The sequence below is a fragment of the Derxia gummosa DSM 723 genome, from assembly GCF_000482785.1.
Taxonomy (GTDB): domain Bacteria; phylum Pseudomonadota; class Gammaproteobacteria; order Burkholderiales; family Burkholderiaceae_E; genus Derxia; species Derxia gummosa.
In genome coordinates, this window is record NZ_KI519499.1 from 365,415 (window position 1) to 389,398 (window position 23,984).

23 protein-coding genes are annotated in these 23,984 nt (G+C 70.2%); 10 read left to right on the forward strand and 13 right to left on the reverse strand.

All coding sequences use genetic code 11. The features are described from left to right. Positions 1-31 precede the first annotated feature (31 nt). A complete protein-coding gene (locus tag H566_RS0119045; protein ID WP_028312687.1) occupies positions 32-1,810 on the forward strand; it encodes an alkaline phosphatase D family protein in 1,779 nt (592 codons plus the stop codon). 161 nt (positions 1,811-1,971) lie between these two features. Then, positions 1,972-2,778 (forward strand): hypothetical protein, encoded by an 807-nt coding sequence (locus H566_RS0119050; protein ID WP_156924499.1) that lies wholly within the window; start codon positions 1,972-1,974, stop codon positions 2,776-2,778. 75 nt (positions 2,779-2,853) lie between these two features. Here the strand turns inward: H566_RS0119050 and H566_RS0119055 are convergent, their stop codons facing one another. Further along, positions 2,854-3,417 (reverse strand): NADPH-dependent FMN reductase, encoded by a 564-nt coding sequence (locus H566_RS0119055; protein WP_028312689.1) that lies wholly within the window; start codon positions 3,415-3,417, stop codon positions 2,854-2,856. On the opposite strand from H566_RS0119055, the gene H566_RS0119060 reads away from it, so the two are divergent. Further along, positions 3,416-4,237 (forward strand): hypothetical protein, encoded by an 822-nt coding sequence (locus H566_RS0119060; protein ID WP_156924500.1) that lies wholly within the window; start codon positions 3,416-3,418, stop codon positions 4,235-4,237. The two genes, H566_RS0119055 and H566_RS0119060, sit on opposite strands and share 2 nt — an antisense overlap. A 27-nt stretch (positions 4,238-4,264) precedes the next feature. On the opposite strand, the gene H566_RS0119065 is transcribed toward H566_RS0119060, so the two are convergent. Next, entirely contained in the window at positions 4,265-4,474 is a 210-nt protein-coding gene (locus tag H566_RS0119065) for a SlyX family protein (protein WP_028312691.1), read from the reverse strand. Then, the gene (locus H566_RS0119070) at positions 4,474-4,695 is read right to left on the reverse strand and encodes an RNA-binding S4 domain-containing protein (protein WP_028312692.1); all 222 of its coding nucleotides are present in this window, start codon (positions 4,693-4,695) and stop codon (positions 4,474-4,476) included. Before H566_RS0119070 ends, H566_RS0119065 begins: the two co-directional genes overlap by 1 nt. A 240-nt stretch (positions 4,696-4,935) precedes the next feature. Here H566_RS0119070 and edd point away from each other — a divergent pair, with 240 nt between their 5' ends. From edd to eda, 3 genes are all read left to right on the forward strand, one after another. Beyond that, the gene (edd, locus tag H566_RS0119075; protein ID WP_028312693.1) at positions 4,936-6,747 is read left to right on the forward strand and encodes a phosphogluconate dehydratase; all 1,812 of its coding nucleotides are present in this window, start codon (positions 4,936-4,938) and stop codon (positions 6,745-6,747) included. Positions 6,748-6,871: 124 nt separating this feature from the next. Continuing rightward, a complete protein-coding gene (locus tag H566_RS0119080; RefSeq protein WP_028312694.1) occupies positions 6,872-7,054 on the forward strand; it encodes a hypothetical protein in 183 nt (60 codons plus the stop codon). Then, entirely contained in the window at positions 7,051-7,671 is a 621-nt protein-coding gene (gene eda, locus H566_RS0119085) for a bifunctional 4-hydroxy-2-oxoglutarate aldolase/2-dehydro-3-deoxy-phosphogluconate aldolase (protein ID WP_028312695.1), read from the forward strand. Before H566_RS0119080 ends, eda begins: the two co-directional genes overlap by 4 nt. Positions 7,672-7,764: 93 nt before the next feature. Here eda and H566_RS26380 read toward each other — a convergent pair whose 3' ends face one another. Together H566_RS26380 and H566_RS0119095 are read right to left on the reverse strand one after the other, a co-directional pair. After that, positions 7,765-8,493, reverse strand: a complete 729-nt coding sequence (locus H566_RS26380) for a ribonuclease T2 family protein (RefSeq protein WP_051379006.1) — start codon at positions 8,491-8,493, stop codon at positions 7,765-7,767. Continuing rightward, the gene (locus H566_RS0119095) at positions 8,490-9,428 is read right to left on the reverse strand and encodes an NYN domain-containing protein (protein ID WP_084545286.1); all 939 of its coding nucleotides are present in this window, start codon (positions 9,426-9,428) and stop codon (positions 8,490-8,492) included. Before H566_RS0119095 ends, H566_RS26380 begins: the two co-directional genes overlap by 4 nt. 269 nt (positions 9,429-9,697) lie before the next feature. Here H566_RS0119095 and H566_RS0119100 point away from each other — a divergent pair, with 269 nt between their 5' ends. Beyond that, the gene (locus H566_RS0119100) at positions 9,698-9,949 is read left to right on the forward strand and encodes a DUF1488 family protein (RefSeq protein WP_169732559.1); all 252 of its coding nucleotides are present in this window, start codon (positions 9,698-9,700) and stop codon (positions 9,947-9,949) included. Positions 9,950-9,982: 33 nt separating this feature from the next. Here H566_RS0119100 and H566_RS0119105 read toward each other — a convergent pair whose 3' ends face one another. From H566_RS0119105 to H566_RS0119130, 6 genes are all read right to left on the reverse strand, one after another. Further along, the gene (locus tag H566_RS0119105; RefSeq protein ID WP_028312698.1) at positions 9,983-11,314 is read right to left on the reverse strand and encodes a maltoporin; all 1,332 of its coding nucleotides are present in this window, start codon (positions 11,312-11,314) and stop codon (positions 9,983-9,985) included. Positions 11,315-11,623: 309 nt separating this feature from the next. Then, positions 11,624-12,553, reverse strand: a complete 930-nt coding sequence (locus tag H566_RS0119110; RefSeq protein WP_028312699.1) for a carbohydrate kinase family protein — start codon at positions 12,551-12,553, stop codon at positions 11,624-11,626. 46 nt (positions 12,554-12,599) lie between these two features. Next, positions 12,600-13,538 (reverse strand): ABC transporter substrate-binding protein, encoded by a 939-nt coding sequence (locus tag H566_RS0119115; protein ID WP_028312700.1) that lies wholly within the window; start codon positions 13,536-13,538, stop codon positions 12,600-12,602. 351 nt (positions 13,539-13,889) lie between these two features. Beyond that, positions 13,890-14,891 (reverse strand): ABC transporter permease subunit, encoded by a 1,002-nt coding sequence (locus tag H566_RS0119120; protein ID WP_245591407.1) that lies wholly within the window; start codon positions 14,889-14,891, stop codon positions 13,890-13,892. A gap of 31 nt (positions 14,892-14,922) precedes the next feature. Further along, positions 14,923-16,431, reverse strand: a complete 1,509-nt coding sequence (locus H566_RS0119125) for a sugar ABC transporter ATP-binding protein (protein WP_034412493.1) — start codon at positions 16,429-16,431, stop codon at positions 14,923-14,925. 83 nt (positions 16,432-16,514) lie between these two features. Continuing rightward, the gene (locus tag H566_RS0119130) at positions 16,515-17,744 is read right to left on the reverse strand and encodes an ROK family protein (protein WP_028312703.1); all 1,230 of its coding nucleotides are present in this window, start codon (positions 17,742-17,744) and stop codon (positions 16,515-16,517) included. A 228-nt stretch (positions 17,745-17,972) separates the two neighbouring features. Between H566_RS0119130 and H566_RS26385 the strand changes: the two genes are divergently transcribed. From H566_RS26385 to H566_RS0119145, 3 genes are all read left to right on the forward strand, one after another. Further along, positions 17,973-18,944 carry an aldose 1-epimerase gene (locus H566_RS26385; protein WP_051379007.1) on the forward strand — a complete coding sequence of 324 codons (972 nt, stop codon included), beginning with the start codon at positions 17,973-17,975 and terminating at the stop codon, positions 18,942-18,944. 168 nt (positions 18,945-19,112) lie between these two features. Then, a complete protein-coding gene (locus H566_RS0119140) occupies positions 19,113-19,994 on the forward strand; it encodes a MurR/RpiR family transcriptional regulator (protein ID WP_084545289.1) in 882 nt (293 codons plus the stop codon). 119 nt (positions 19,995-20,113) lie between these two features. Then, positions 20,114-20,740 (forward strand): LysE family translocator, encoded by a 627-nt coding sequence (locus tag H566_RS0119145; RefSeq protein WP_028312705.1) that lies wholly within the window; start codon positions 20,114-20,116, stop codon positions 20,738-20,740. 51 nt (positions 20,741-20,791) lie between these two features. On the opposite strand, the gene zwf is transcribed toward H566_RS0119145, so the two are convergent. Both zwf and H566_RS26390 read right to left on the reverse strand, forming a co-directional pair. Beyond that, positions 20,792-22,249 carry a glucose-6-phosphate dehydrogenase gene (gene zwf, locus H566_RS0119150; RefSeq protein ID WP_028312706.1) on the reverse strand — a complete coding sequence of 486 codons (1,458 nt, stop codon included), beginning with the start codon at positions 22,247-22,249 and terminating at the stop codon, positions 20,792-20,794. 165 nt (positions 22,250-22,414) lie between these two features. Next, complete coding sequence (locus H566_RS26390; RefSeq protein WP_051379008.1) at positions 22,415-23,902, reverse strand: tetratricopeptide repeat protein; 1,488 nt, start codon at positions 23,900-23,902, stop codon at positions 22,415-22,417. Positions 23,903-23,984 lie beyond the last annotated feature (82 nt).

The window sequence follows — 23,984 nt, forward strand, 5'->3', positions numbered from 1 at the left end:
CTCCGGCGGTCATCCACGCCGGAGCCCTTCCATGGACCGCCGCCAGTTTCTGCGCCTGACCGGCTTCTTCACCGTCTCGACCGCGCTCGCCGGCTGCAACGACGAAGGGGACGACAACGAAGGCGCCACCCTCCCGCCCGGCAACCACCGCTTCGCCGAGGGCGTGGCGAGCGGCGATCCGCGCCCGGCGAGCCTCGTGTTCTGGACCCGCGCCGCGCCCGTCAACGGCAGCGCCGACGTGGCCGTGACGCTGGAGGTGGCGACCGACACCGCCTTCGCCAGCCTCGTCGCGAGCGTGCCGCTCACCGCCGAGGCGCGCTACGACTTCACCGTGCGCCACAAGCTCGAAGGACTGTCGCCCGCGACCGCCTACCACTACCGCTTCCGCGCCGGCGGCGACGTCAGCGCCACCGGTCATGCGCGCACCGCGCCGGCCGCCACCGCCAGCGTCGAGCGGCTGCGCATCGGCGTGTTCACCTGCCAGGACTGGTCGGTCAACCACTGGCAGGCCATGGGCCTGATGGCCGCCGAGGACTACGACTTCATCCTCCACCTCGGCGATTTCATCTACGAAGCCTTCCGCACCGGCTTCCAGCCCACCGCCGCCGAGCCGGCCCACCCCAAGCTCTCGCTGCCCGACGGCAAGACCGACGACGAGAACGACCTCACCCACGCCGTCAGCCTCGCCGACTACCGCACGCTGCACCGCACCTATCGCGGCGACACGCGGCTTCAGGCGCTCATGGCCGCCTTCACCGCCATCGTCACCTGGGACGACCACGAGTTCAGCGACGACTGCTGGCAGGACCACGAGACCTATACCAACGCCAATCCGCAGGTGACGGACCGCCGCCGCGCCGCCACCCAGGCCTGGGCCGAATACACGCCGGTGGACTGGGGCGACGTCGCCTTCGACCTCAGCAACGCGAGCTTCGAGAACATCCGGCTCTACCGCAGCTTCGCCTTCGGCACGCTCGCCACGCTGGTCATGACCGACGAGCGCCTGTACCGCGACGACCATCTCGTGCGCGAGGCCGACGTGGCGCGCGCCGACGGCGATGATCCGGTCAACGGCGACGACGCCGTCGGATCGCGCTTCCTGGTCGAGCGCGATGTGCTCGCCGCCGCCGACGCCGCGCGCACCACCGCCCTCGGCCGCCCGCCGCAGATCCTCGGCTCCACGCAGACGCAATGGTGGAAGGACCAGATGGTGCAGAGCCGCGCGACCTGGCGGCTCTGGGGCAACCAGGTCGCGCTCAACCGGCTGTGGCTCGACCTGCCCGCGCCCTACAACCGCACCTATGTCGTCAACTGCGACCAGTGGGACGGCTATCCGACGCACAAGGCCGAGCTGCTCGGCTACCTGGCCGACCAGCAGATCGGCAATGTCGTCGCGCTCACCGGCGACCTGCACTGCTTCCAGGCCGGCGTCGTGCGCGACAGCAACGAGACCGACGGCCGCGCCGTGCTGGTGGACTTCGTGACGGCGGGCATCAGCAGCAGCTCGCTGTTCGACCAGCTCGGCGAGCAGGACCGCGCGGCGGAATTCATCGCGCCGCTGCTCGCGTCATCGGAGCTGCTGGAGAGCGCGGTGACCGACAGCAATCCCGACTTCGCGCATGTGGACTTCGATGCCCAGGGCTATTCGAGCGTGACCGTCACGCCGGGCAGCGTGCAGGTCGTGTTCACGCGCGTGACGAAGGTGGGCGACGACGGCGTCGCGCCGGCGCTCGATCAGGCGGTGAGCCGTCGCACGCGCTGCACCGTCAGCTCGGGCAGCGTGGCGGTGACGGTGGACGACGGGATCTGAAGATGACTGGTGTGTGCAGGCTTGTTGGCCTGCTCGTCAGGCGACATCCGGCGGAGCGATCGTGAATCACCGCACACTCTGATGTTTCAGTCGGTTGATCGTCAGAAAGCAAGCAGAAAGGTGGCGCATTACGGATCCCGGACCTTTACCGGAGACCCGAAATGAAATCCCTGTCATTTGCCATTTCCATCGGAATACTGCTGGCAGCGCCAGCCACAGTCAGCGCCGCCCAACCCGGCGCCAGAGTTGCAATCAACGATATCAGCGCAACATTCATTCACGCCGATCAATCGCGAAGCGCTGCGGTGGGAACCGATGAATGGAGCATCTGGAATTCGATCCAGCGATATTTCGGCGATGGCGAGATTTGGGTACATCTTTCAACCCCGACTTATGGCTTCATGACCCGGGACGTCATTCTCGGATATCCGCCCCGAGTGGCTGACGTCACAAGCCTGGGTTATGTGCTCAACGACCCGATGGCTGGCTACCTGGGGGTCATTTCCGCCAACGCCATGACCGACTCCTATACGGGGACTATCGTCACGACGACGGCGTTCAATGAATTCATTCTTCAACCGGGCGCCACGCTCAATATCCAGGGCCGAATCATCTTCGACAACTGGATCGTCGGCGCGGTAGGAGACAGTTGGCGAAATGTAAGCGGCGGCATCGATACCGTAGATGACAAATCCGGCTCGAGCCCGGATTACGCCGGCCTTGTCTTCAATGATTTCGGCCATTACGAGCAATGGCTGGATTACCGGCATACCAATACCGGAACGACTGCCGAAAACGTCGCTGTCGCGATGGGCGTATCGCTCTGGATAAGTGGCGGAAGGGAAATATCGCCAGTGCCCGAGGCCGGCGCGGGTTATTTGTCGGCGGCTGGCCTGTCGGCACTGGCCTTCATGCGTCGATTGCGGCGCCGTGCCAGTGCGGGTGCCGGCACGGGGCGCCTCTCCTAAACTTCATCGCCGCTCGCACTCCACCATCAATGCGGGCGACGCGGCAGCGACGGTGAAGCTGCCGCGTGAAGCGCCTCATCCCCGCCCGGCAAGAATCGTCTCGACCCACTTCGCATACGCGCCGATGAACTTGCCGAGAAAGTCCTTCGTTCCCGGCACCGCGATGCCGCCCTGCTCATCGAACAGGCTGCCGCCGTTGCCGAGATAGGCCTCCGGCCCCGCCATCACCGGCACGTCCAGGCACATGAGCGACTGCCGCAGATGGTGGTTGGCGCCGAAGCCGCCGATCGCGCCCGGCGACAGGCTGATGACCGCCGCCGGCTTGCCCGTGAGGCAGCTCTTGCCGTAGGGCCGCGAGCCCACGTCCACCGCGTTCTTGAGCAGCGCCGGCACCGAGCGGTTGTATTCGGGCGTCACGAACAGCACGCCGTCCGACGCCGCGACCTGCTCGCGGAAGGCGGTCCACGGCGCGGGCGCCTCGGCCTCGATTTCCTCGTTGTAGAACGGCAGGCCGGTGATCTCGACGATGCCGAGCTTGAGCGATTCGGGCGCGAGACCGGCGAGCGCCAGCGCGAGCTTGCGGTTGAGCGAGGCCTTGCGCGGGCTGCCGACGAGGACGGCGATGTGGCGGGTGGGCATGGGCTTTTCTCCGGTGACTGGGCACCGCGCCATCTTCCCGACGGCGCGCGTCTCCCGCCGGGGAATGCGCCATTGGTTACCGATCGCCTACCCGGAAATGTCCGACGGGCCGGCGCCGCGCCGCCTCCTGGCCATCATCCGCGCGCCCCGCCGGTCGGGCGGCCTGATCCGGCGCGGGCAATACCTCAACCAGCAAGAACTCGCGGAGATATCCAAGATGCGCCGACGCGCCTTCCTCATGACCGGCATGGCCCTCGGCGGCAGCCAGCTCGGCGGCTGCCTCACCCGGCGAATGCAACAGAACCGCGAGCGGTACATCGAGTTCATCGACGCGGTGCTCATCAGCCAGGATCAGTCGAAGCTCGTGGTCATCGGCAAGAACCATCACTACATCTTCGACGCGCCGCCGTCCCTCGTGCACTTGCTCGGCAGCGATCTGCACACCCGGGTCCAGGCCTCGTTCCGGACCTTCAGGGTCGAATCCGATAACACCATCACGGGCTCGCTGGAACTCCTGCTGCCGTACGCCGGCCCGAGCGCCAGACAAGAGGCGCTGACCATCGGCTTCGAGCCGGACGGACCCAATGCCCTGCTTCTGCGGCTGAAACTGAAGGGCGAGCGCTTCGCCGCGCGTGGCGCGCTGCCCGCGAACAACAGCTACAAGCTGTCGAAGGGGTACTCGGTGTTTGTGGAAGAAGCCGACGGCATCGGGAGCACCGCGATGAAGGTGGCGCTGACGCCGGTGACCGTCGTCGCCGACGGACTGCTCTACCTCGGCATTGCCCTGGTGGTAATTCCGATCCTCATCCTTTCGCAATGAGCGCGCCGACCGGCCCGGCCGCGCCGCTCACCAATGCGGCGGAATCTCGTCGGCCGGCGTGCCCCGGTCGCCGGGCGCGATCGAACCGACCTGACGGCGCAGCTCGATCAGCTCCTTGCGCAGCGCGTCGATCTCGCGCTGCTGGCGCCAGACGGTCTTGCTCAGCGTGTCGAGCAGGTCGTCGGCGAAACCGGCCTTGATCTCCAGCTCGGTGAGGCGGGCATCGGTATCGGCCATCACTGCGCCTCCACAACGCGGATGCGCGCGCCCAGGCATTCCACTACCTGACCGACGCGGATCTTCGCCGTCTTGCGGCTCTCGGGCGCGCCATCGACAAGCACCTCGCCGTCGGCCACCAGCTGCTTGCCCTGGCCGCCGCTGCCCGCCACGCCGGCCAGCTTGAGCAGGTTGCACAGCTCGACGTACTCGCCCGTCAGCTCGAATCGGATGGTCTGCAAGGAAATTCCCGTTTGGTAAGCGGCAACGACTGCCGCGAGGCCGGCCGATGATAGCCAGCGTCCCCGGCGCCGCTCCCCGGCCAGCCGGTCCCGACGAGACGCAAGCCCGACGCCGGCCGCGAGCACATCCTCGGCGACGCCGCCCGCGACACGCCCGGCTCCCCCGAGAATCCTCGCCTTGAGCGTTTGTAGAAAAACTACTACATTCGCATCCACCGATTTTGCCGAGAGGCCGAAGCCATGCCGCACCCCACCCTCGCCGCCGTCACGGCGCGCATCCAGGCCCGCAGCGAGGAATCGCGCGGCCGCTATCTCGACCACATCGCCAAGGCGCGCAAGGCCGGCCCGACGCGCAACGGCATGTCCTGCACCAACCTCGCGCACGCCTTCGCCGGCATGCCCGGCAACGAGAAGCTGGTGCTGCGCGAACAGCGCAAGCCCAACATCGCGATCGTCTCGGCCTACAACGACATGCTCTCGGCCCACAAGCCTTACGAGAGCTTCCCGGCCATCCTCAAGCAGGCGGCGGCTGAAGCCGGCGGCGTGGCCCAGTTCGCGGGCGGCGTGCCGGCGATGTGCGACGGCGTGACGCAGGGCATGGCGGGCATGGAGCTGTCGCTGTTCTCGCGCGACGTGATCGCGATGGCGACCGCCGTGGCGCTGTCGCATGACGTGTTCGACGCGACGCTGTGCCTCGGCATCTGCGACAAGATCGTGCCCGGCCTCGTGATGGGCGCGCTCCAGTTCGGCCATCTGCCCACCATCTTCGTGCCCGGCGGCCCGATGACCTCGGGCCTCGCCAACGACGAGAAGGCCAAGATCCGCCAGCTCTACGCCAAGGGCGAGGTCGGCCGCGACGCGCTGCTGGAGGCCGAGAGCAAGGCCTACCACGGCGAAGGCACCTGCACCTTCTACGGCACGGCCAACAGCAACCAGATGCTCATGGAAGTCATGGGCCTGCACCTGCCCAGCGCCGCCTTCGTCAACCCGCACACCGAGCTGCGCGACGCCCTCACCGCCGAGGCAGCGCGCCGCGTGCTGCAACTCGTGAGCACCGGCGAGCACTACACGCCGATCGGCGAGGTCGTGAGCGAGAAGAGCATCGTCAACGCCATCGTCGGCCTGCTCGCCACGGGCGGCTCGACCAACCACACGATGCACATCGTCGCGATGGCGCGGGCGGCCGGCGTGCTCATCGACTGGAGCGACTTCAGCGAACTGTCGGGCGTCGTGCCGCTGCTGGCCAAGGTCTATCCCAACGGCAAGGCCGACGTGAACCATTTCCATGCCGCCGGCGGCATCGGCTTCCTGGTGCGCGAACTGCTCGACGCCGGCCTGCTGCATGAGGACGTGAAGACCGTCGCCGGCGAGGGCCTGCGCCATTACGCCGCCGAGCCCTCGCTCGCGGGCGGCAAGCTGCACTGGATTCCGGCACCCGAGAAGTCGGCCGACGAGAACGTGCTGCGCCCGGTTGCAAGCGCTTTCAGCGCCGATGGCGGCCTCAAGCTGCTGGAGGGCAACCTCGGCCGCTCGGTCATCAAGATTTCCGCCGTCAAGCCCGAGCACCGCAAGGTGGTCGCGCCCGCGATCGTGTTCGACCATCAGGACGACGTGATCGCCGCCTTCAAGCGCGACGAACTGCGCCGCGACTTCGTGGCCGTGGTGCGCTTCCAGGGGCCGCACGCCAACGGCATGCCCGAGCTGCACAAGCTCACGCCCATCCTCGGCGTGCTCCAGGACGAGGGCTACAAGGTGGCGCTCGTGACCGACGGCCGCATGTCGGGTGCGTCGGGCAAGGTGCCGGCGGCCATCCATGTGAGCCCCGAGGCGCTCGCGGGCGGACCGATCGGCAAGCTGCGCGACGGCGATCTGGTGGAGCTGGACGCCGAGGCCGGCACGCTCAAGGCGCTGGTGGCCGACGAGGAATTCGCGGCGCGCACCGTGCCCGCGACCGATCTGTCGGGCAATGAATACGGCACCGGCCGCGAGCTGTTCGGGCTGTTCCGCCGCAACGCGCGCACCGCCGAGGAAGGGGCGTCGCCGCTGCTGTGAGCGGACCGCCTCTGGCACGCCGTTCGCAAGCGTGATGTAAGCGCCCCAGGAAGGCGCAGCCTGTCACGCACCGGCGCGGCATCACCGTCGCCGCCCTCCACCGAACGAAAAAGAAGCCAACACCATGCGCCATCCCTGCCGTCACCGCGTCGGCCGCCGCCGCGAACTCGCCCGTGCCAAGAAGCTCGCCACCGATTCGCTCCAGGCGAGCGCGGCCGTCCCCGTCATCACCCGCCCGTCCGACAGCGCCGCCCCCGGCGGCGCCCGTACCGGCACCACCACCGACAAACCGGAGAGCACCACATGAACGCCCTGCCCGCCTTCAAGACCAAGGTCATGCCCGTCGTCGTGATCGACGACGCCGAAGCCGCCGTGCCGCTCGCCGAAGCCCTGCTCGCCGGCGGCATCGACGCGATCGAGATCACGCTGCGCACGCCCGCGGGCATCATCGCGATCGAGCGCGTGGCCAAGGCGGTGCCGGGCATGGTCGTGGGGGCGGGCACGCTCACGCGGCCGGAACATTTCCGCCACGTGCGGGATGCGGGCGGCGTGTTCGCCGTGTCGCCGGGCCTCACGCCCGCGCTCGCGCAGGCGGCGCGCTTCACCGGTCTGCCGCTGATCCCGGGCACGCAGACGGCCTCGGAAATCATCGCGGCGATGGAGGAAGGCTTCGGCTTCGTCAAGCTCTTCCCGGCCAATCTCGCGGGCGGCATCACGGCGCTCAAGGCCTATGGCTCGGTGTTCGGCGAGATGAAGTTCTGCCCGACCGGCGGCGTCACCGCCGAGACGCTGGCCGACTATCTCGCGCTGCCCAACGTGCCGATCGTGGGCGGCACCTGGCTCACGCCGCCGGCGCTGGTCAAGGCCGGCGACTGGGCGGCGATCACGGCGCTGGCGGCTGCGGCGACGAAGGCGGCGGGCTGAAACCGCGATGCCGGCCGCACATGGCCGGCACGCGGCAAGCCCGGCGCTGACTCCGGAGGCGCCGCTCCCCCAAACGGCGCGCCGGCGGCCCGCTCAGCGCCGCGACTGACGCCGCCCGGCGTCCGGGCAATCGATCGGCTTCCAGGCAGTCGAGTAACAGACCTGCAACTCCCCCGATCCGCCCGACCAGCCCATGCGCACGCCGCGCAGCGCCGGGTTCGTCTCGCGCATCCAGCGAAAGATCTCCGGCGGCCGCAGCGGCGCGTCGGGCAGCACCAGCGCGTTGTAGAGCGCCTTCGTCTTCGTGAAATACGCGGTCGCGTCGGCGAAGCCGCAGGCGCCGTGCTTTTCCCATTCGCCCTGGAGCAGGTCGGCGCCGGGCTGAGTGCACATGAAGCCCGCGAACGTGGTCGGCGGCAGCGGCGGCAGGTCGCCGCCGCACCAGCGCGGATGCAGCGGCTGGCGGTCGCCGCGCTCGGTCGTGCAGTCGTCGGGCGCGAGCGACTGACCCCACAGGCCGTGCACGATCCAGCCGAAGCGGTTGCGCCCGCCGCACTGGAAGTCGAGCCCGGCCGGCAGGCTCCCGCCGTTGCGACGCCGGATGCCGTCGCAGAAGCCGGGCGACCACGACAGCACGAGCATGTAGTAGTCGGGCCGGCGATCGACGATGCGGCGCAGGCAGCGGTTGGCGTCGGTGTCGGGCGCGATGTCCTTGCCCGGACGCAGGTCGGCGGCGGCGGGCAGCGCGCAGTTCGGCGCCGCCTGGGCGAGGCCCGCGCCGAACAGCCAGGCCGCCAGCGCGAGCGCATGGCGCAGGTTCATGGCGCGCGCCCTTCGTTTGTGCCGGTCGCGGCGACTTCCTTCGCGCCGATCTCGGCTCCGTGGCCGGTCGCGGCACTTCCGTCGGCGCCGCCCGGCACGCCGACGGCCGCCGGCCGCGCATGCCAGCCCCCGCCGCGCCGGCCCAGCTCGAAGCAGCCGGCGGCCTCGACCAGCTCGGTGAGCTTTGCGTAGCCGTGTCGGCGCGGGTCGAAGTCGGGTTCCAGCTTGCGCAGACGCTGGCTCACCGCGCCGAGCCAGGCCCAGCCGTCCTCGACGGCGCAGGCGGCCATCGCCTCGCGCAGCATCGGCAGCAGCCGGGCATCGGCCGCGAGTTCGGCGGCCGATTGCGGGGCCGACGGAAAGGGCGGCGGCGCGAGCCGGGGCGCGGGGCGGACCGGAGGAAGCCCGGGGGGTGGGTCGGAGCGGGAGATCGGCGCGACGTTGGCCGGGGCGCAGGCGGCGATGCCGGTGCCGGTGCCGGCATCGGCCGCATCCGACCCGGCGGCAAGCACTCCGGCGGCGACACAGGACGGCGGCAGCGGCAGCCGCTCGTCGCATGCCGGCGCGAAGGCCGCGTCGGCGCCGGCGCCGATCACCGTCAGCCCGGCGGCGCGCAGGCGTTGCGCAAGCGGGAGCAGCGCCGCGTCACCGGGCAGGAAGCAGACGCCGTCAAGCGCTCCCGCATGCAGCAGGTCCATCGCCGCGACGGCCAGCGCGGCGATCCGGCCGGCGGCGCCGACCTGCGCCGCCTGGACCGCGCCGGCCTGCAATGCCGCGTCCCAGCCAGCCGGCATGGGTTGGCGCCAGTCGGCGAAGGCAAGGCGCACCGTCACGCGGCCATGGGCCGCGAGCGCGGCGAGCGTGCCGCCGACGGCATCCGGCACGGCCAGACGCGTGGCGTCGATCAACAGGGCTAGGCGGGGCTGGGCAGGCAAGCGGCGACTCCGACGGAACAGGACGCCCGGACGCTAACCGATCGGCTGCGTCGGCGTCAGCCCGCCGGCCCCGCCTCGAACGACCGGCGCCGACATAGCCAGGCATCGGCAGGGCATGAGGCGGTATCTCCGGGCATCGCGCGCGCCGCCGATCCCGCACCGAGACCCGGTCACGACGGACCTTTTCATCCACCCAGGCCAGTTTGCGCCGGTCAGTGTGAGCATCCGCCGACTCACAACTCCTCATCTCCGACGTGGAATCACTGCGCGTGGAACGCTCCGGCCCGCTGCACGAACACTGGCTCTGGCTGCGGCTGCGCGACGCCAGCGGCAAGCGCGTGACCTACCTCATCGAGCGCGAGACGCTCATCGCGCTCGAAGGGGCGGAGTTCTCCGATCTCGACCAGGCCTACGAGCGCCATACCGACCGCATCGAGACCGCCGCGCGCCAGCGCTTCGACGCCGCCGGCCACGGCGACGCCATCGTGCTCACGCTCGACGATCTCGACGGCATCGGCTGATGCCGGCACCGCGCGCGGCGGGCCGGCCGGGCCTCACCACCAAGTCTCGGCTTGCACGCCGAAGGTGGAGCCGCTGCGCGCCATGCCGAAGGCGCCGGTGGCCGACAGCGTGTCGCCCGCGACGGCAGCCTTCTGCGCCGCCTCGTTCCACTTCGCATACGTGTAGAACAGCCGCAGCGAGGGCCGCGAGTTGAAGTAGCGGCCGGCCGAGATCTGCGGCGCGATCGTCAGCTTGTCGAGCCGGCGCGTCTCGCCGCCCTCGGGCGTGACCTGGTCATGGCCCGCTTCCACCGCGAGGCTCCAGTACTGGTTGAAGTGATACACCGGCCGCGCGCCGAGCGAGAACCACTTCTGCCTGTTCTCGCGGTTCTCGTACACGGCGGTCGCCATGCCGTTCCACGGGCCGCTTTCCGGCTCGATCAGCACCTGCTCGACCACGCGCCAGCTCTTGTCGCCGCTGCTCGCGCTCAGGTCGGGCGCGAGCGCCGACAGGTTCGACACCACGCCCCGGCCGTATTGCAGCACCAGCCGGTTGTAGCTCTTCGGCTCGCCGAACAGCCCGTTCTGCTGGTGCGAGATGTTGAAGAACTGGCCGTTCGCGCCCTTCACGCCGGCGGCCTTGGCGGCTTCGGTCGTGTTGCTGGTGCGCAGGTCGATGCCGAGCGTGAGCTTGCCGTCCGGATTCACGTCGATGCCCGACAGGCGGAAGTCGTGGCCGAGCACCGAGCTGCGCGCCGTGGTCGGCACCGCCGTCGGCACGATCGCGCCGGTGTTCGGGTCGAGCACGAACTGCGTCGAGCTGCCGGTCACCACATCGCCCGAGCTGCGGCGGATCGCATAGCTGAGCTGGCCGAAGCCCAGGTCGATGCCCTCGATGCCGCCGCCGTTGCCCGAGTTGTTCCAGTAGAAGAAGTCGTTGATGTGCACGTCCTGGCGCTGGTAGTAGCGCCGTCCTGCCCACAGGCTCGCCTTGCTGAACGCGCCGGTGCCGATGTTGAGCGCCTGCACCCAGGCCTGCGGCAGGGCGGTGGTGGTGTTGCCGCTGTCGAACTCGCTGTTGGCGACCTTCAGCGAGGTCATGGTGTTGAGCTTGAAGGTCAGGTCGCTGTCGGGCGCCTTGTAGAGCTGGGCGTTGAACACGAGCTCGCCGTAGGTCTCGCATTCGTTGCCGAGACGGTACTTGGCCGCCGCGCCCGGCAGCTGGAAGCAGACCTGCTCGCCGCCCTTGCTGGCGGTGCCGGCGCCCGAGCGGATGTAGCCGCCGAATTCGAGCGGCACGGGCGAGGTCTGGGCCGCCGCGACGAGCGGCAGGCCGGCGAGGGCGAGGGCCGCTGCGAGCGGCTTGAGGCGGTGGATGGTGGTCATGGTTTGTCTCCTGCGGCGTTGTCCCGTCCCTTGCGGGCAGACGTGCTGGTCTGCCCGGTGGTCCGGATGGATGGCCCGCGCGCCCGCCCCTGACGGCCGGCGACACGGTCGATTGACGGGTTTCCCGATCGGCGGGCGCGAGCGCCCCCGCATGCCCCGTCGGGCATGTTGAAAAAGTGCTTCGGGTTCGCGCCCGGGCCGGAACCGCTCCGGCATCGGGCGTCAGGGGGCCGGCGTGAATGCCGGCCGGCCCGCATCACGCCGACGGCCGCCGGGCCGGTGTGGCCGGGGCCGCCCGCGCGGCGCGCGTCAGTACGCCAGTTCGCTCGCGCGGGCCAGGTCGGCGCCGCGCCGCGAGCAGGTGATGGCGGCCGCGCGCGCGGCGTGACCGAGCAGCGCCGCCAGCGCCGGCGCATCGAGCCGGCCGATCGCCTCGGGCGTCAGTCGGCCCTGGCGCGCGAGCCAGTCGAGCGTCGCGGCCTGGAAGGTGTCGCCGGCCCCGACGGTGTCGATCACATCCACCTTCACGCCCGGTACCTCGGCATGCACGCCCTCGGTCCAGGCCGCCGCGCCCTCGGCGCCGCGCGTGACGATCACCAGCTTCACGCCGCGTGCAAGCCATTGCAGGGCGAGCGCAGCGGGCTCAATGTCGCCGTAGAGCAGGCCGATGTCCTCGTCGCTGATCTTCACCACATGCGCGATCGCCGTGAGCTCGTCCACCTTTGCGCGCCACGCCTCCTTCGACGGCTCGACGTTGAGCCGCACGTTCGGGTCGTAGCTGATGACGCAGCGTCCGCGCTCCCGCGCCGCCAGCGCCGCGTAGGCGTCGGCGACCGGGCGCACCACCGAGGCATAGGAGCCGAGGTGGATCGCGCGCACCGCCGGGTCGAGCGGCGGCAGGCGGTCGGGCGTGAGCAGGCGGTCGGCCGCGCCATTGCCGTAGAAGGCATAGACGGGCTGGCCGTCGGCCGCGGTCTGGATGAAGGCCAGCGTGCTCGGCGCGTCCAGCGGCACCAGGCTCGCCGTGCTCACGCCCTCCTCTTCCAGCACCTGCGCGAGGCGCCGGCCGAGGAAGTCGTCGGCGATGCCCGCCAGCAGGCCGACCGGCTGGCCGAGCCGCGCGAGGCCGATCGCGACGTTGAAGGGCGAGCCGCCCGGATGCGCTTCGAGGTGCATCACGCGCTTGGCGCCCGGCTGCACGAACACGTCGAAAAGGGCTTCACCGCAGACGAGGAACATGGATCGCTTCTTGTGGTTCGAGTGAGGGAGATTCGCGCCGCGCCGGTCAGCGCGAGGCCCAGCCCTTGTAGCCGGCGACGTTGTCGCGCGTGATGAGCTGGGGCGCGAGCTGGATGACGGTCTCGGGCGGCTTCTTGCCGTTGAGCAGGTCGGCGCCGATCTCGACCGCGCGCTGGGCCTGGGCCCACGGGTCCTGGCTGGCCGAGGCTTCCACCTGGGTGTTGCCCTTGAGCGCGACCTCGATGTCGGGCGCGCCGTCCACCGAGGTGATGACGATGCCCTTGCGGCCGAGCTGCTTCGCGGCCAGGTCGGTGCCGATGGCCTGCGGATCGTTGATCGTGAAGATCGCATCCACCTTCGGGAAGCGCGTGAGATGGCCCTGCGCCACGTTCATGCCGCCTTCGCGCGAGCCCTTGCCGTCCTGGTCGTCGGACAGCACCTTGAGCGACGGCGCCTTGGCCAGCTCGGCCTTGCAGCCGTTGACGCGGTCGATTACCGCCGACACCTGCGGGCCGTTCTGGATGATGACGTTGCCGCCCTTGGCGCCAAGCTTGTCGACGATGTACTTGCACGCGAGCTTGCCGGCCGCGACGTTGTCCGTCTGCACGGTCGCGTCGGCGCCGGCGGCCACCACGTCCACCGCCACCACGGCGATGCCGGCCTTCTGCGCCTTCTTGACGGCCGGCTCGATCGCCTTCGGGTCGGCGGCGTTCAGCAGGATCAGGTCCACGCCGGCCGAGATGAAGTTGTCGATCTGGGTGAACTGCTTGTTCAGGTCGTAGTCGGCCGACACGGCCGTGACCTTGACGCCCGGATTGATCGCCTTGGCGCGCGCCTCGGCGCCCTTGGCCATCGTCACGAAATAGGGGTTGCCGAGCGAGCCGACGGTGATGCCGATCGACTTGAGTTCACGGGCCTGGACAGAGCCGGCGGCCGCCGTGGCGAGGGCCAGCGCGAGCGCGGCGACGATGCGGGTGGACTTCATTGTGTTGTCTCCGATGCTGGTCTTGGGCTTGGGGCGTGCCGCGCGGCCGACCAGTGTCCGCGCGGCGATCAGGGCCGGTTGTCTTGTTGGAGGAGAGACGGCTTTTGCTGCCCTGAGAGAGAAACGGTGGCCGCGAGGGCCGCGCGGCGCAGGGGCCGCTCAGGCCTGCCGGCGACTTGCGCGGCAGGCGGACGCAACTCGGGCGTCCTCCGCCGATGCGCGGCTTGCAAGCCTTTGCATCGCGGTGGTACCGGCCGGCGCGAAGGCCGGCGGAGTCGGTGGTGGAACGCGCTGGCGAGGAGGCCGGCGCCTGCGGCGGTCAGCGCCGCTGCGCGCCCGCCCGGCCGGGCCTCAGGTACGCGCCCCCGACTGGCGATAGCGGTCGAGCAGCACGGCGCCGATGATGACGACGCCCTTGATGATGTACTGCCAGATGTCCGACACGCCGAGCAGGATCAGGCCGTTGCCGAGCACCGCGATGATGAGCGCGCCGATCAGCGTGCCGAGGATCGAGCCCACGCCGCCGACGAAGCTCGTGCCGCCCAGGATCACCGCCGCGATCGCGTCCAGCTCATACGACTGGCCGAGCTGCAGCCCGTTGGCCGCGAACAGCCGCGCCGAGGTCATCACCGCGCCCAAGCCCGACAGCGCGCCCGACACCGCGTACACGAACAGCAGCACCTTCCACACCTTGATGCCCGACAGCCGCGCCGCCTCGGGGTTGCCGCCGACCGCGTAGATCTGCACGCCCAGCACCGTGCGGCGCAGGATGAACCAGCTCAGCGCCACCACCGCCAGCGCGATCACCACCAGCCAGGGCACGCCCAGCAGCGACTCGTTGCCGATGAAGGCGAACGGCAGGTCGGCGTTGAAGATGGTCTTGTCGTCGCCGAGCAGGCGCGCGAGGCCGCGCATCGCGGTGAGCGCGCCCAGCGTCACGATGAAGGGCGGCAGCTTGACGAAGGCGATCAGCGAGCCGTTGACGAGGCCGAGCGCGAGGCCCGACGCCAGGCCCGCGAGCACCGCCACGAAGCCCATGCCCGGCACCTGCGACACCAGCATCGCGATGACGGCCGCCGCCGCGAGGATGGAGCCGACCGACAGGTCGATGCCGCCCGTCAGGATCACGAAGGTCATGCCCGCGGCGAGCACGATGTTGATCGACGCCTGCTGCGCGACGATCGAGATGTTCTGCATCGTCATGAAGCCGTCGGCCAGCGCGCCGAAGGCGAGGCAGAGCAGCACGAGCACCGGCAGCATGCCGGCCGCGCGCATGAACTGGCGCGCCCGCGCGCGGGCCTGGATGGGATTGCCCGGCGGCAGCGGGGCGGTGGGGTTGGCGGCTTGGTTCATGGTCCTGTCTTCCCGTGTCTTCATGGCTTGCTCAGGCCGCCACCGCGTCCGCCTGGGCGGCGCCGGTCGCGAATTCGATGATGGCTTCCTGGGTCATGGGCCGGCCGGTATGGCCGCCCAGTTCTCCGACGATCTCGCCCTCGCGCATCACCAGCACGCGGTCGGCCGTGCCGAGGATTTCCGGCAGCTCGGAACTGATGACGACGATGCCCACGCCGGTCTTCGCCAGGTCGTTGATAAGGCGGTAGATCTCGCTCTTGGCGCCGATGTCCACGCCGCGCGTGGGCTCGTCGAGCACCAGCACGCGCGGCTTCATCTGGAGCAGTCGCGCGAGCAGCACCTTCTGCTGGTTGCCGCCCGACAGCGCGCCGACATTCACCTGCGGCGACGCGACGCGGATCTTGAGTTCGCGGATGGCCTCGGCCGCGCGCCGCATGCCGCTGCGCCGGTCGAGCACGCCGCCGGCGCGCGCGTCGATGCGCGCCGCGCAGACGTTGATGTTGTCGCGCACGCTCATGTCGAGGAACAGGCCCTGATGCTTGCGGTCCTCGGTGAGGTAGACGATGCCGGCGTCGAGCGCGTCGAGCGGCGTGCGCAGCCTCACCGTCTTGCCTTCCACTTCCACCGTGCCGCCGGTGCGGCCGTCGGCGCCGAAGATGAGGCGCGCGAGTTCGGTGCGGCCCGCGCCCACCAGCCCGGCGATGCCGAGCACCTCGCCCGCATGCAGGTCGAAGCCGCAGCCGCGCACGCGCCGGCCGTCGGCCATGTCGCGCACCTTCATCACCACGCGGCCCGGGTCGTAGGCCGCGTGCTCCTTCTTGTAGAAGCCCGAGATGTCGCGGCCGACCATGAGCGCCACCAGCGTCTCGGCCGACAGGCCTTGGCGGTCGAGCACGCCCACATGCTGGCCATCGCGCAGTACCGACACCTGGTCGGACAGCTCGTAGATCTCGGCCATGCGATGGCTGATGTAGACGATGGCGAGGCCCTCGGCCTTGAGCTGGCGGATCAGCGCGAACAGCGCATCGGTCTCGCGCGACGACAGCGGCGTGGTCGGCTCGTCCATCACGAGGATGCGGGCGTTTGCATGAACCGCCCGCGCGATCTCGACCAGCTGCCGCTCAGCGATCGACAGCGTGCTCACGATGGTGCGCGCGGTGAAGCCGGCGCCCAGGCGCTTCAGCACGTCGGCGCAGCCCGCTTCCATCGTCTTGCGATCGACCTGGCCGAAGCTGCGCGGCTCGCGGCCGAGATAGATGTTCTCGGCCACGCTCAGGTTCGGGCAGAGGCTCAGCTCCTGATAGATCACGGCCACGCCGAGCGCCTTGCTCGCCTGCGGACCGTCGATGGCCACCGGCTTGCCGTCGATGCGGATCTCGCCGCCCGCGTCGGCGATGTAGGCGCCCGACAGGATCTTCATGAGCGTGCTCTTGCCGGCGCCGTTCTCGCCCATGAGCGAATGGATCTCGCCCGGGTAGATGGCGAAGCTCACGTCCTTGAGCACGCGCTGGCCGTTGAACGACTTGCTGATGCCGCGCATCTCAAGAATCGGCTTGCGGCGCGGATCGTGATGGCCGACGGGCGCATCCGCATGCGTGAAGCCGCCGTGGGGAAGGTTCTGGCTCATGCGGCCTCCGAGCCCTGACCCAGCAAGACCTGGGCGCGCGGCGAGAAGTTGAAGAACAGCGGCAGGCTCGCGGCGCCGATCGCGCCGGCGTCGGGGCCGAAGCTGCCGCGCACGATGTCGGGCGTGTCGCGCGCCTCGGGCGCGTCGTGGCGCAGCGCGTGGTCCAGCTCGCGCATCAGACGCTCGACCAGGCCGGCATCGACGTCGCAGTCGAAGACGATGACCGGCAGGTCGAGCAGGCAGATCGCGCCGCGCAGCGCCGGCGCGAGCGCATCGACGCAATCGGCGATCCATTCGTCCACGGCCGGATGGCCGTCGCGGATGTGGCGCTCGATCTCGGCATGCGTGTCGGCCACGAGGCCGTGGAAGCGCAGATGCCGCACCAGCGCGTTGAGCGAGGCGCGCGCCATCAGGATCGACCAGCGCCCGCGCGCCTCGGGCGCCGACGCGAGCGTGCTCGGCGGCACGGGCATGACGGCGATGTCGGCCGCGTTGCCGGTGCTGCCGCGCATGCAGTCGCCGCCCACCGCCACGCCGCCGCCGATCGCCGGGCCGAGGAAGACGTAGAGGAAGTCGTCGAGCCGCGCGCCGAGGCCGTAGAACAGCTCGGCGATCGCGGCGGCATTGCCGTCGTTCTCGCTGAACACCGGCAGCGCCAGCCGCTCCGACAGCAGCGCGCCGAAATCGACCGTGTCCCATTCCTTGAAGTGGGCGCTGCCGAGATCGAGTTCGCGCAGCCATGCACCGAGGTTGTAGGGCTGGGCCAGGCCGATGCCCGTCAGGCGCTCGCGCGCGTCGGCGCTCATGTCGGCGAGGATGGCGCGCACGTCGGCCTCGATGATGTCGAGCGCCTCGGCCGGCGCCGGCAGCAGCAGGTTGTGCATGCGGCGGTCGAGCACGGTGCCGCTGAAGTCGATGAGCACGGTTTGCAGGCTGTCGCGGTCGAGGCGCACGCCGATGGCGTAGGCGCCCGAGGGCTTGAGCCGGATGAGCGCGGCGGGCTGGCCCCGGCCGCCCTCGGCGCGCCGGCCGGCCGACTCGATGAGGCCATCGATGTCGAGCGCATCGATGATGCCGCCGACCGCCGTGTTGGTGAGGTCGGCGCGGCGCGCGAGGTCGGCCTTCGAGGCCTCGCCCATGCGGCGCAGCAGTTGCAGCAGCAGTCGTTCGTTGAAGCGGCGCAGATGGACCGAATTGCGTCCCTGGCCGACGCGGTCGCGTGGCATTCGTCTCCTCCCGGTGGGAGTGTCGATTTATTAAATCAAGTTGATTCATTAAATCGGCGATACTTGGCCTCGTCAATCGAACCCACCCCCGGGTTTGCACGGATGACGCGGTTTTGTGCCTCTGTTGGCGACAAATGACCGGCATTTGCCGGAATCCGGGGCTGGCTTTCATCAAGTGAATCGGCAGGCGCCGACTCACCCGCAAGCGCTTTCATCCCGCCAGACGACATGCACGACTCCGTACCGCCCTTCTCCGCCGCCACCGGCAACGCCGATTTCGACGCCGCGCTCGACCTGTGCGTCAACCTCGCCGCCGGCGAGCTGCGGCTCGCGGTCACGCCCGAGGTGGGCGGCTGCATCGCGGCCTTCTTCAGCCAGACCGCCGCCGGCCTGCTGCACTGGATGCGCCCGGCCACGCGCGACGCGCTGGTCGCCGCCGACCCGCTCGGCATGGGCAGCTTTCCGCTCGTGCCCTTCTGCAACCGCATCCGCGACGGCCGCAGCGACGCCGCCGCCCGCCCGGTGCGCCTGCGGCAGATGCTGGCCGACGTGCCGCATGCGCTGCACGGCCTCGGCTGGCGCCGGCCCTGGCGCGTGACCGCGCGCGCCGCCGCGAGCCTGACGATCACCTTCACGCATGACGGCGACGGCGGCTGGCCCTGGCGCTTCGAGGCCTGGCAGCGCTTCGATCTCGCGCCCGACGCGCTCACCGTGACGCTCGGCCTGCGCAACCTCGACGGCGAGGTGATGCCCGCCGGTCTCGGCCACCATCCCTACTACCCGCGCGACGCCGCCACGCGCCTGACGACCAGCGTCGCGACGATGTGGGAGGCCGACGACACCCAGCTGCCCACGCGGCAGACGGTGCCGAACTGGCTCGCGCGCCTGCCCCGGGGCATCGAGGTCGAGGCCATCTACCCGGGCATCACCTTCGACAACAACTTCACCGGCTGGTCGCGCGAGGCGCGCATCGACTGGCCCGGGCGGGCGCAGGCTTTGTGCATCGAGGCCGGGGCGCCGCTCGACTACGCGCTCGCCTATGTGCCGGCCGGCAAGGACTTCTTCTGCTTCGAGCCGGTGAGCAATGTGACCGACTGGATGAACCTCGCCGCCACCGGCGAGCGCGATGTCGGCGGCCACTGGCTGGCGCCGGGCGAGATGCTGGAGACGGTGACGCGCTTCGTGCTGAAGGCGGTCTGAGCGTCTGATACCTACGGTGAAGGCCGCGCCGGGCGCGGCGCGGTAACTCGATTACAGCCGCCGCGCCGCCGGACAGGCCCAGAACGGTTCGCCACCCGTCATTTCCGAGCCGGAAGCGTTTGTAGTCGGTAGTAAAGTATCCACTTTTCTGCCGTCACCTTCGCCGCCATGAGCCTGAATGCCGAATTTCCGGTTGCCCTGCCTCCCGGCGCCACCGATGTCATGGCCACGATCGAGGCGGCGCGCGAGCGATTCAGCAAGGCCGAGATCCGCGTGGCCGACTACATCGTCGAGCACCGCGACGCGGTCGTGAGCATGTCGATCGGCGCGCTCGCGCATGCGATTGGCGTGAGCCAGCCGACCATCGTCCGCTTCTGCCTTGCCTCGGGCTTCAAGGGCTACAAGGAATTCAAGCTCGAACTGGCGCGCAGCCAGGTGCGCGGCATGCGCTTCGTGCACGCCGACGTGGCGCCCGACGACAGCACCGACACGATGGTTCAGAAGGTGACGCAGAAGAACATCGCGGCGCTGATGCGGCTGTCGGCCCTGCTCGACATCGCCGCGCTCGACCAGGCGGCCGACATCCTCGCCAGGGCGCATCGCATCGAGTTCTACGGCCTCGGCAACTCGGGCATCGTGGCCCAGGACGCGCAGCACAAGTTCTTCCGCCTCGGCGTGCCCACGGTGGCCTACAGCGATCCGCATGTGCACGGCATGGCGGCGGCGCTGCTCAAGCCGGGCGACGCGGTGGTGGCCATTTCCACCAGCGGCCGCACGGCCGACCTCATGCACAGCATCGAGACCGCGCGCAACGCCGGCGCCGACGTGGTGGTGATCGCGCCGCCCGGCTCGCCGGTGGCCGAGCATGCGACGGTCGCCATCGCCGCCGAGGCCGAGGAAGACCCCGATGTGTACACGCCGATGTCGTCGCGCATCGTCCAGCTCACGGTCATCGACATCCTGTCGGTCGCGGTCAGCCAGCGGCGCGGGCCGCAGGTCGCGGCCGATCTGGAGCGCGCGAAGAGCACGCTGAAGGACCGGCGGCTGTAAGCCAGGCCGTGCGGCTGCGCCCGGATGACCGCGCCCGCGCGACGGCACCCGGCGGCTCGCGGCCGGACCGCTCCGCTGCCTAGAATCTGCCCTTACCCACGCCCGCCGCAGGCCGCCCGATGCCTTCGCTCCAGACCACCCTCGCCTTCCTCGGCGTCGCCCTCGTGCTCGGCTTCACGCCCGGACCGGACAACCTGTTCGTGCTGATGCAATCGATTGCACGCGGCCGGCGCGCCGGGCTGCTCGTGGTGGCGGGGCTGTGCTGCGGGCTGTGCGCGCACACGGCGGCAGTGGCCTGCGGGCTGGCGGCGGTGTTCGCGGCGTCGGCCACGGCGTTCACGGTGCTGAAGTTCGCGGGCGCGGCCTATCTGGGCTGGCTTGCGTGGCAGGCGCTGCGCGCGCCGGCCGGCGACCTCGACGATGCCGCGCCGCCCGCGCTCGCCGCGCGCGCCCTGGTGCTGCGCGGCTTCACGATGAACCTCACCAACCCGAAGGTGCTGCTGTTCTTCCTCGCCTTCCTGCCGCAGTTCGTCGAGCCGGCGGCGGGGCCGGTGGCGGCGCAGGTCGCGTGGTTCGGCCTCTGCTTCATCGCGGCGACGCTGCTGAGCTTCGGCTGCATCGCGCTGCTGGCGGGCGCGATCGGCGGCTGGCTGCGGCGCTCGGCGCGGGCGCGCGTCGCGCTCAACCGGCTGTGCGGCGTGGTGTTCGCCGGACTGGCGCTGCGGCTGCTGGCCGCGAGCCGCTGAGACACGGGACCGGCTGGCGCCTGCGCCGACGGCGCGGGCCAGCCGCGCCGCTCACATCTCCTCGTGCCAGTGCGCGCCCTCGCGCGCGATCAGGGCGGAGGCGGCGGCCGGCCCCCAGCTACCGGCCGCATAAGGGCGCGGGCGTTCGCCCAGCTTCTTCCAGCCCTCGATGATCGGCTCGGCCCAGGCCCACGCGGCTTCGAGTTCGTCGTCGCGCACGAACAGCGTCTGCCGGCCGCGGATCACGTCGAGCAGCAGGCGCTCGTAGGCGTCGGCGCGGCGCGAGTTGAAGCTGGTCTTGAAGTCGAAGGCCAGACTCACCGGGCGCACGTTCATGCCGTCGCCCGGCTCCTTCGCCATGAGGTGCAGCCGCACCGAGTCGTCGCGCTGGAGGCTGATGACGAGCCGGTTGTGGCGCAGCACCGAGCCGCCGAACATCGAATGCGGCACGTCGGCGAAGTCGATGACGACCTCCGACACACGCTCCTGCATCGACTTGCCGGTGCGCAGGAAGAAGGGCACGTTGGCCCAGCGCCAGGTGTTCACCTCGGTGCGCAGCGCGACGAAGGTCTCGGTGGTCGAGTCGGCCGGGATGCCCTTCTCGTCGTGATAGCCCTTGACCGGATCGCACTTGACCTGGCCCGGCACGTACACGCCGCGCACGGTGTCGCGCGCGATGTCGGCCAGCGTCATCGGCTTGAGCGAGCGCAGCACCTTCATCTTCTCGTCGCGCACCGCGTCGGGGTCGAGCGAGGCCGGCGGTTCCATCGCGACGATGCACAGCACCTGGAGCAGATGGTTCTGGATCATGTCGCGCATCGCGCCGGTGGCGTCGTAGAACTCGCCGCGCGAGCCCACGCCCACGGTTTCGGCCACGGTGATCTGCACGCTCTTGACCGTCGGCGCGCGCCACAGCGGCTCGAAGATCGCGTTGCCGAAGCGCAGCGCGATCAGGTTCTGCACCGTCTCCTTCCCGAGGTAGTGGTCGATCCGGTAGATCTGCTTTTCGGTGAAAACGCTTGCAACCGTCGTGTTGATGGCCTTGGCCGAGGCGAGGTCGGTGCCGAGCGGCTTTTCGAGAACGATGCGCGTGAGCGGCGTGTTGAGGCCGGCGCTGTCGATGTTGCGGATGACATGCTCGAACAGCGTCGAGGCCATCGCGAGGAAGAACACGCGCACCGAGCCGGCGTCGAGCAGCGGCTTGAGTTCGTCGTAGTCCTCGGGCTTCGTGGCGTCGAGCGTGCGCCAGATGACGGTGCTCGTGAACGCGGACCAGGCCTCGTCGCTGTAATGCTGCTTCTCGATGAAGGGGCGCGCCTGGTTGTCGAGAAAGTCGCGGAAGTCGCTGTCGTCCCAGCGGTGGCGGCCCACGCAGATGACGCGGAACTTCGGCGGCAGCGCGCCGTCGCGGTGGGCGAGGTAGAGCGAAGGGAGCAGCTTGCGCGCCGTGAGGTCGCCGCTGCCTCCGAAGATGACGATGTCGACCGCGCTGACTTGGGTACCCGGCATGTTGTGTCTCGCATGTTCGGACCGCCGGCGCCGGCTGCCGGCGGCAGCCTGGCCCCTGCGGGCGTGCCGGCGATTATAAAGAATCGTGTAGTAAAGTTACACCACGAATTTTGTTCCGCGGGTTGAAACGGCGCGGCGCTTCGGGCCGGGTCCGGCCCGTCGGCCTCAGACCGGCGCCGGTGCCGCCACCACGGCCTCGCGCAGGGCGACACCCACGCTCGCCACCGCGCCTGTCCAGTCGCCCGGATGGAACTGCCGGTGCAGCGCCGCGCCCGGATACCAGCTCGTCTGCTCGCCGCGTTGCCATTGCCAGTTGGCCGCATGCGGCAGCAGCAGATGCAGGGGCCGGCCGAGCGCGCCCGCGAGATGCGCGACCGCCGTGTCCACCGACACCACCGCGTCGAGCTGCGCCACGACCGCCGCCGTCGCGTCGAAGCTGCCGAGCCTCGGGCTCAGGTCGGTGATGCGCGACTGCCAGTCGGCCGTCTCGATCTCGCGCGCGGCCGGCCCGATCTGGAGGCTGAACCAGTCGATGTCGGCGCGGTCGAGCAGCGGCGCGAGGTCGCGCAGCAGGCAGGAGCGGCGCGTGTAGGGCGTGGCCTCGGTCGGATGCGCGGGCGAAGTCGCCCACACCAGTCCGACGCGGCGCCGGCCCTCGTTGCGCGGCAGCGCGAGGCTGGCGGGCAGGCTCGCCGGCGCATGCAGATACGGGCCGCTCCAGCTCACGCAGGAAGCGCCGAGCGCGAGCGCATGCGGCAGGCTCATGAGGCTGATGTGGCTGTCGTGGCGCGGCAGGCCGGCGCCGGCGGCGATCACCGTCACGCCCAGGCTGCGCGCGAACAGGTCGACCAGCGGCGCCGGCGCGACCAGGGTCAGTCGCTTCACGCGCGCCGCCGCCATCGGCACGAAGCGCGCGAACTGGATCGCGTCGCCGAAGCCCTGTTCCGCGAACACCACCAGATGACCCGAATCCTGGCCATCCCATTGCGGCGCCTGCGACGGCGCACGCGGCACGAAGCCCGCGTCGAAACGCGCCTCGTAGTCACGCCAGCCGGCAGCGAAGTCGCCCGCGCGCAGGCGCAGGAAGGCGCGGTGATAGCGCGCCGCCGGCGAGCGCGGCGCCACTTCCAGCGCCGCCTCGTAGGCCTCGGCCGCGCCCTCGTCGCGGCGCAGCTGCTCCTGGACGATGCCGGCCGTCAGCCAGGCCAGCTCGGAATGCGGATTGAGTTCGATCAGCCCGCCCACCAGCCGCAACGCCTCCTCGGCCCGGCCCTGGGCGGCGAACGCATGCGCGAGCGCGGCGCGCCCGGCCTCGCTGTCGGGCTGGGCATGCAGCAGGCGCTGGAAATGCTGGACGGCAAGCGCCGGTTCGCGCAGCCGCAGCGCGAGCTTGCCGAACAGGAGGTTGGCGCGCGGCTCCTCGGGCGCGCGGGCGAGCGCGGCTTCGAGACTGCCCATGGCCTCGGCGAGCTTGCCGAGCTGGAGACAGACCCGCGCATGACCGACGAGCGCCTCGACATCCGACGGCGCGCGCACCAGCGCGCGGGCATACAGGCGCTCGGCCTCGGCCGGTCGGCTGTCGGCGCAGGCGTTCGCGGCGCTGACGAGCCGGGCGGGATCGTCGCTGGCGGGCGTGGCGGGAGAACGGGGCATGGCACCGGCTTTCGTGTGGGGACGAAGCGATGCTAGGCGCCGGTCGGCCGGCGAAAAGGCGTCAAAACACGGTGTTTCCGCT

Coding starts and splice junctions, on each gene's coding strand:
- H566_RS0119045 (WP_028312687.1), top strand. CDS start 32: ATGGACCGCCGCCAGTTTCTGCGCCTGACCGGCTTCTTCACCGTCTCG.
- H566_RS0119050 (WP_156924499.1), top strand. CDS start 1,972: ATGAAATCCCTGTCATTTGCCATTTCCATCGGAATACTGCTGGCAGCG.
- H566_RS0119060 (WP_156924500.1), top strand. CDS start 3,416: ATGGGCTTTTCTCCGGTGACTGGGCACCGCGCCATCTTCCCGACGGCG.
- H566_RS0119055 (WP_028312689.1), bottom strand. CDS start 3,417: ATGCCCACCCGCCACATCGCCGTCCTCGTCGGCAGCCCGCGCAAGGCC.
- H566_RS0119065 (WP_028312691.1), bottom strand. CDS start 4,474: ATGGCCGATACCGATGCCCGCCTCACCGAGCTGGAGATCAAGGCCGGT.
- edd (WP_028312693.1), top strand. CDS start 4,936: ATGCCGCACCCCACCCTCGCCGCCGTCACGGCGCGCATCCAGGCCCGC.
- H566_RS0119080 (WP_028312694.1), top strand. CDS start 6,872: ATGCGCCATCCCTGCCGTCACCGCGTCGGCCGCCGCCGCGAACTCGCC.
- eda (WP_028312695.1), top strand. CDS start 7,051: ATGAACGCCCTGCCCGCCTTCAAGACCAAGGTCATGCCCGTCGTCGTG.
- H566_RS26380 (WP_051379006.1), bottom strand. CDS start 8,493: ATGAACCTGCGCCATGCGCTCGCGCTGGCGGCCTGGCTGTTCGGCGCG.
- H566_RS0119105 (WP_028312698.1), bottom strand. CDS start 11,314: ATGACCACCATCCACCGCCTCAAGCCGCTCGCAGCGGCCCTCGCCCTC.
- H566_RS0119110 (WP_028312699.1), bottom strand. CDS start 12,553: ATGTTCCTCGTCTGCGGTGAAGCCCTTTTCGACGTGTTCGTGCAGCCG.
- H566_RS0119115 (WP_028312700.1), bottom strand. CDS start 13,538: ATGAAGTCCACCCGCATCGTCGCCGCGCTCGCGCTGGCCCTCGCCACG.
- H566_RS0119120 (WP_245591407.1), bottom strand. CDS start 14,891: ATGAACCAAGCCGCCAACCCCACCGCCCCGCTGCCGCCGGGCAATCCC.
- H566_RS0119125 (WP_034412493.1), bottom strand. CDS start 16,431: ATGCGCGGCATCAGCAAGTCGTTCAACGGCCAGCGCGTGCTCAAGGAC.
- H566_RS0119130 (WP_028312703.1), bottom strand. CDS start 17,744: ATGCCACGCGACCGCGTCGGCCAGGGACGCAATTCGGTCCATCTGCGC.
- H566_RS26385 (WP_051379007.1), top strand. CDS start 17,973: ATGCACGACTCCGTACCGCCCTTCTCCGCCGCCACCGGCAACGCCGAT.
- H566_RS0119140 (WP_084545289.1), top strand. CDS start 19,113: ATGAGCCTGAATGCCGAATTTCCGGTTGCCCTGCCTCCCGGCGCCACC.
- H566_RS0119145 (WP_028312705.1), top strand. CDS start 20,114: ATGCCTTCGCTCCAGACCACCCTCGCCTTCCTCGGCGTCGCCCTCGTG.
- zwf (WP_028312706.1), bottom strand. CDS start 22,249: ATGCCGGGTACCCAAGTCAGCGCGGTCGACATCGTCATCTTCGGAGGC.
- H566_RS26390 (WP_051379008.1), bottom strand. CDS start 23,902: ATGCCCCGTTCTCCCGCCACGCCCGCCAGCGACGATCCCGCCCGGCTC.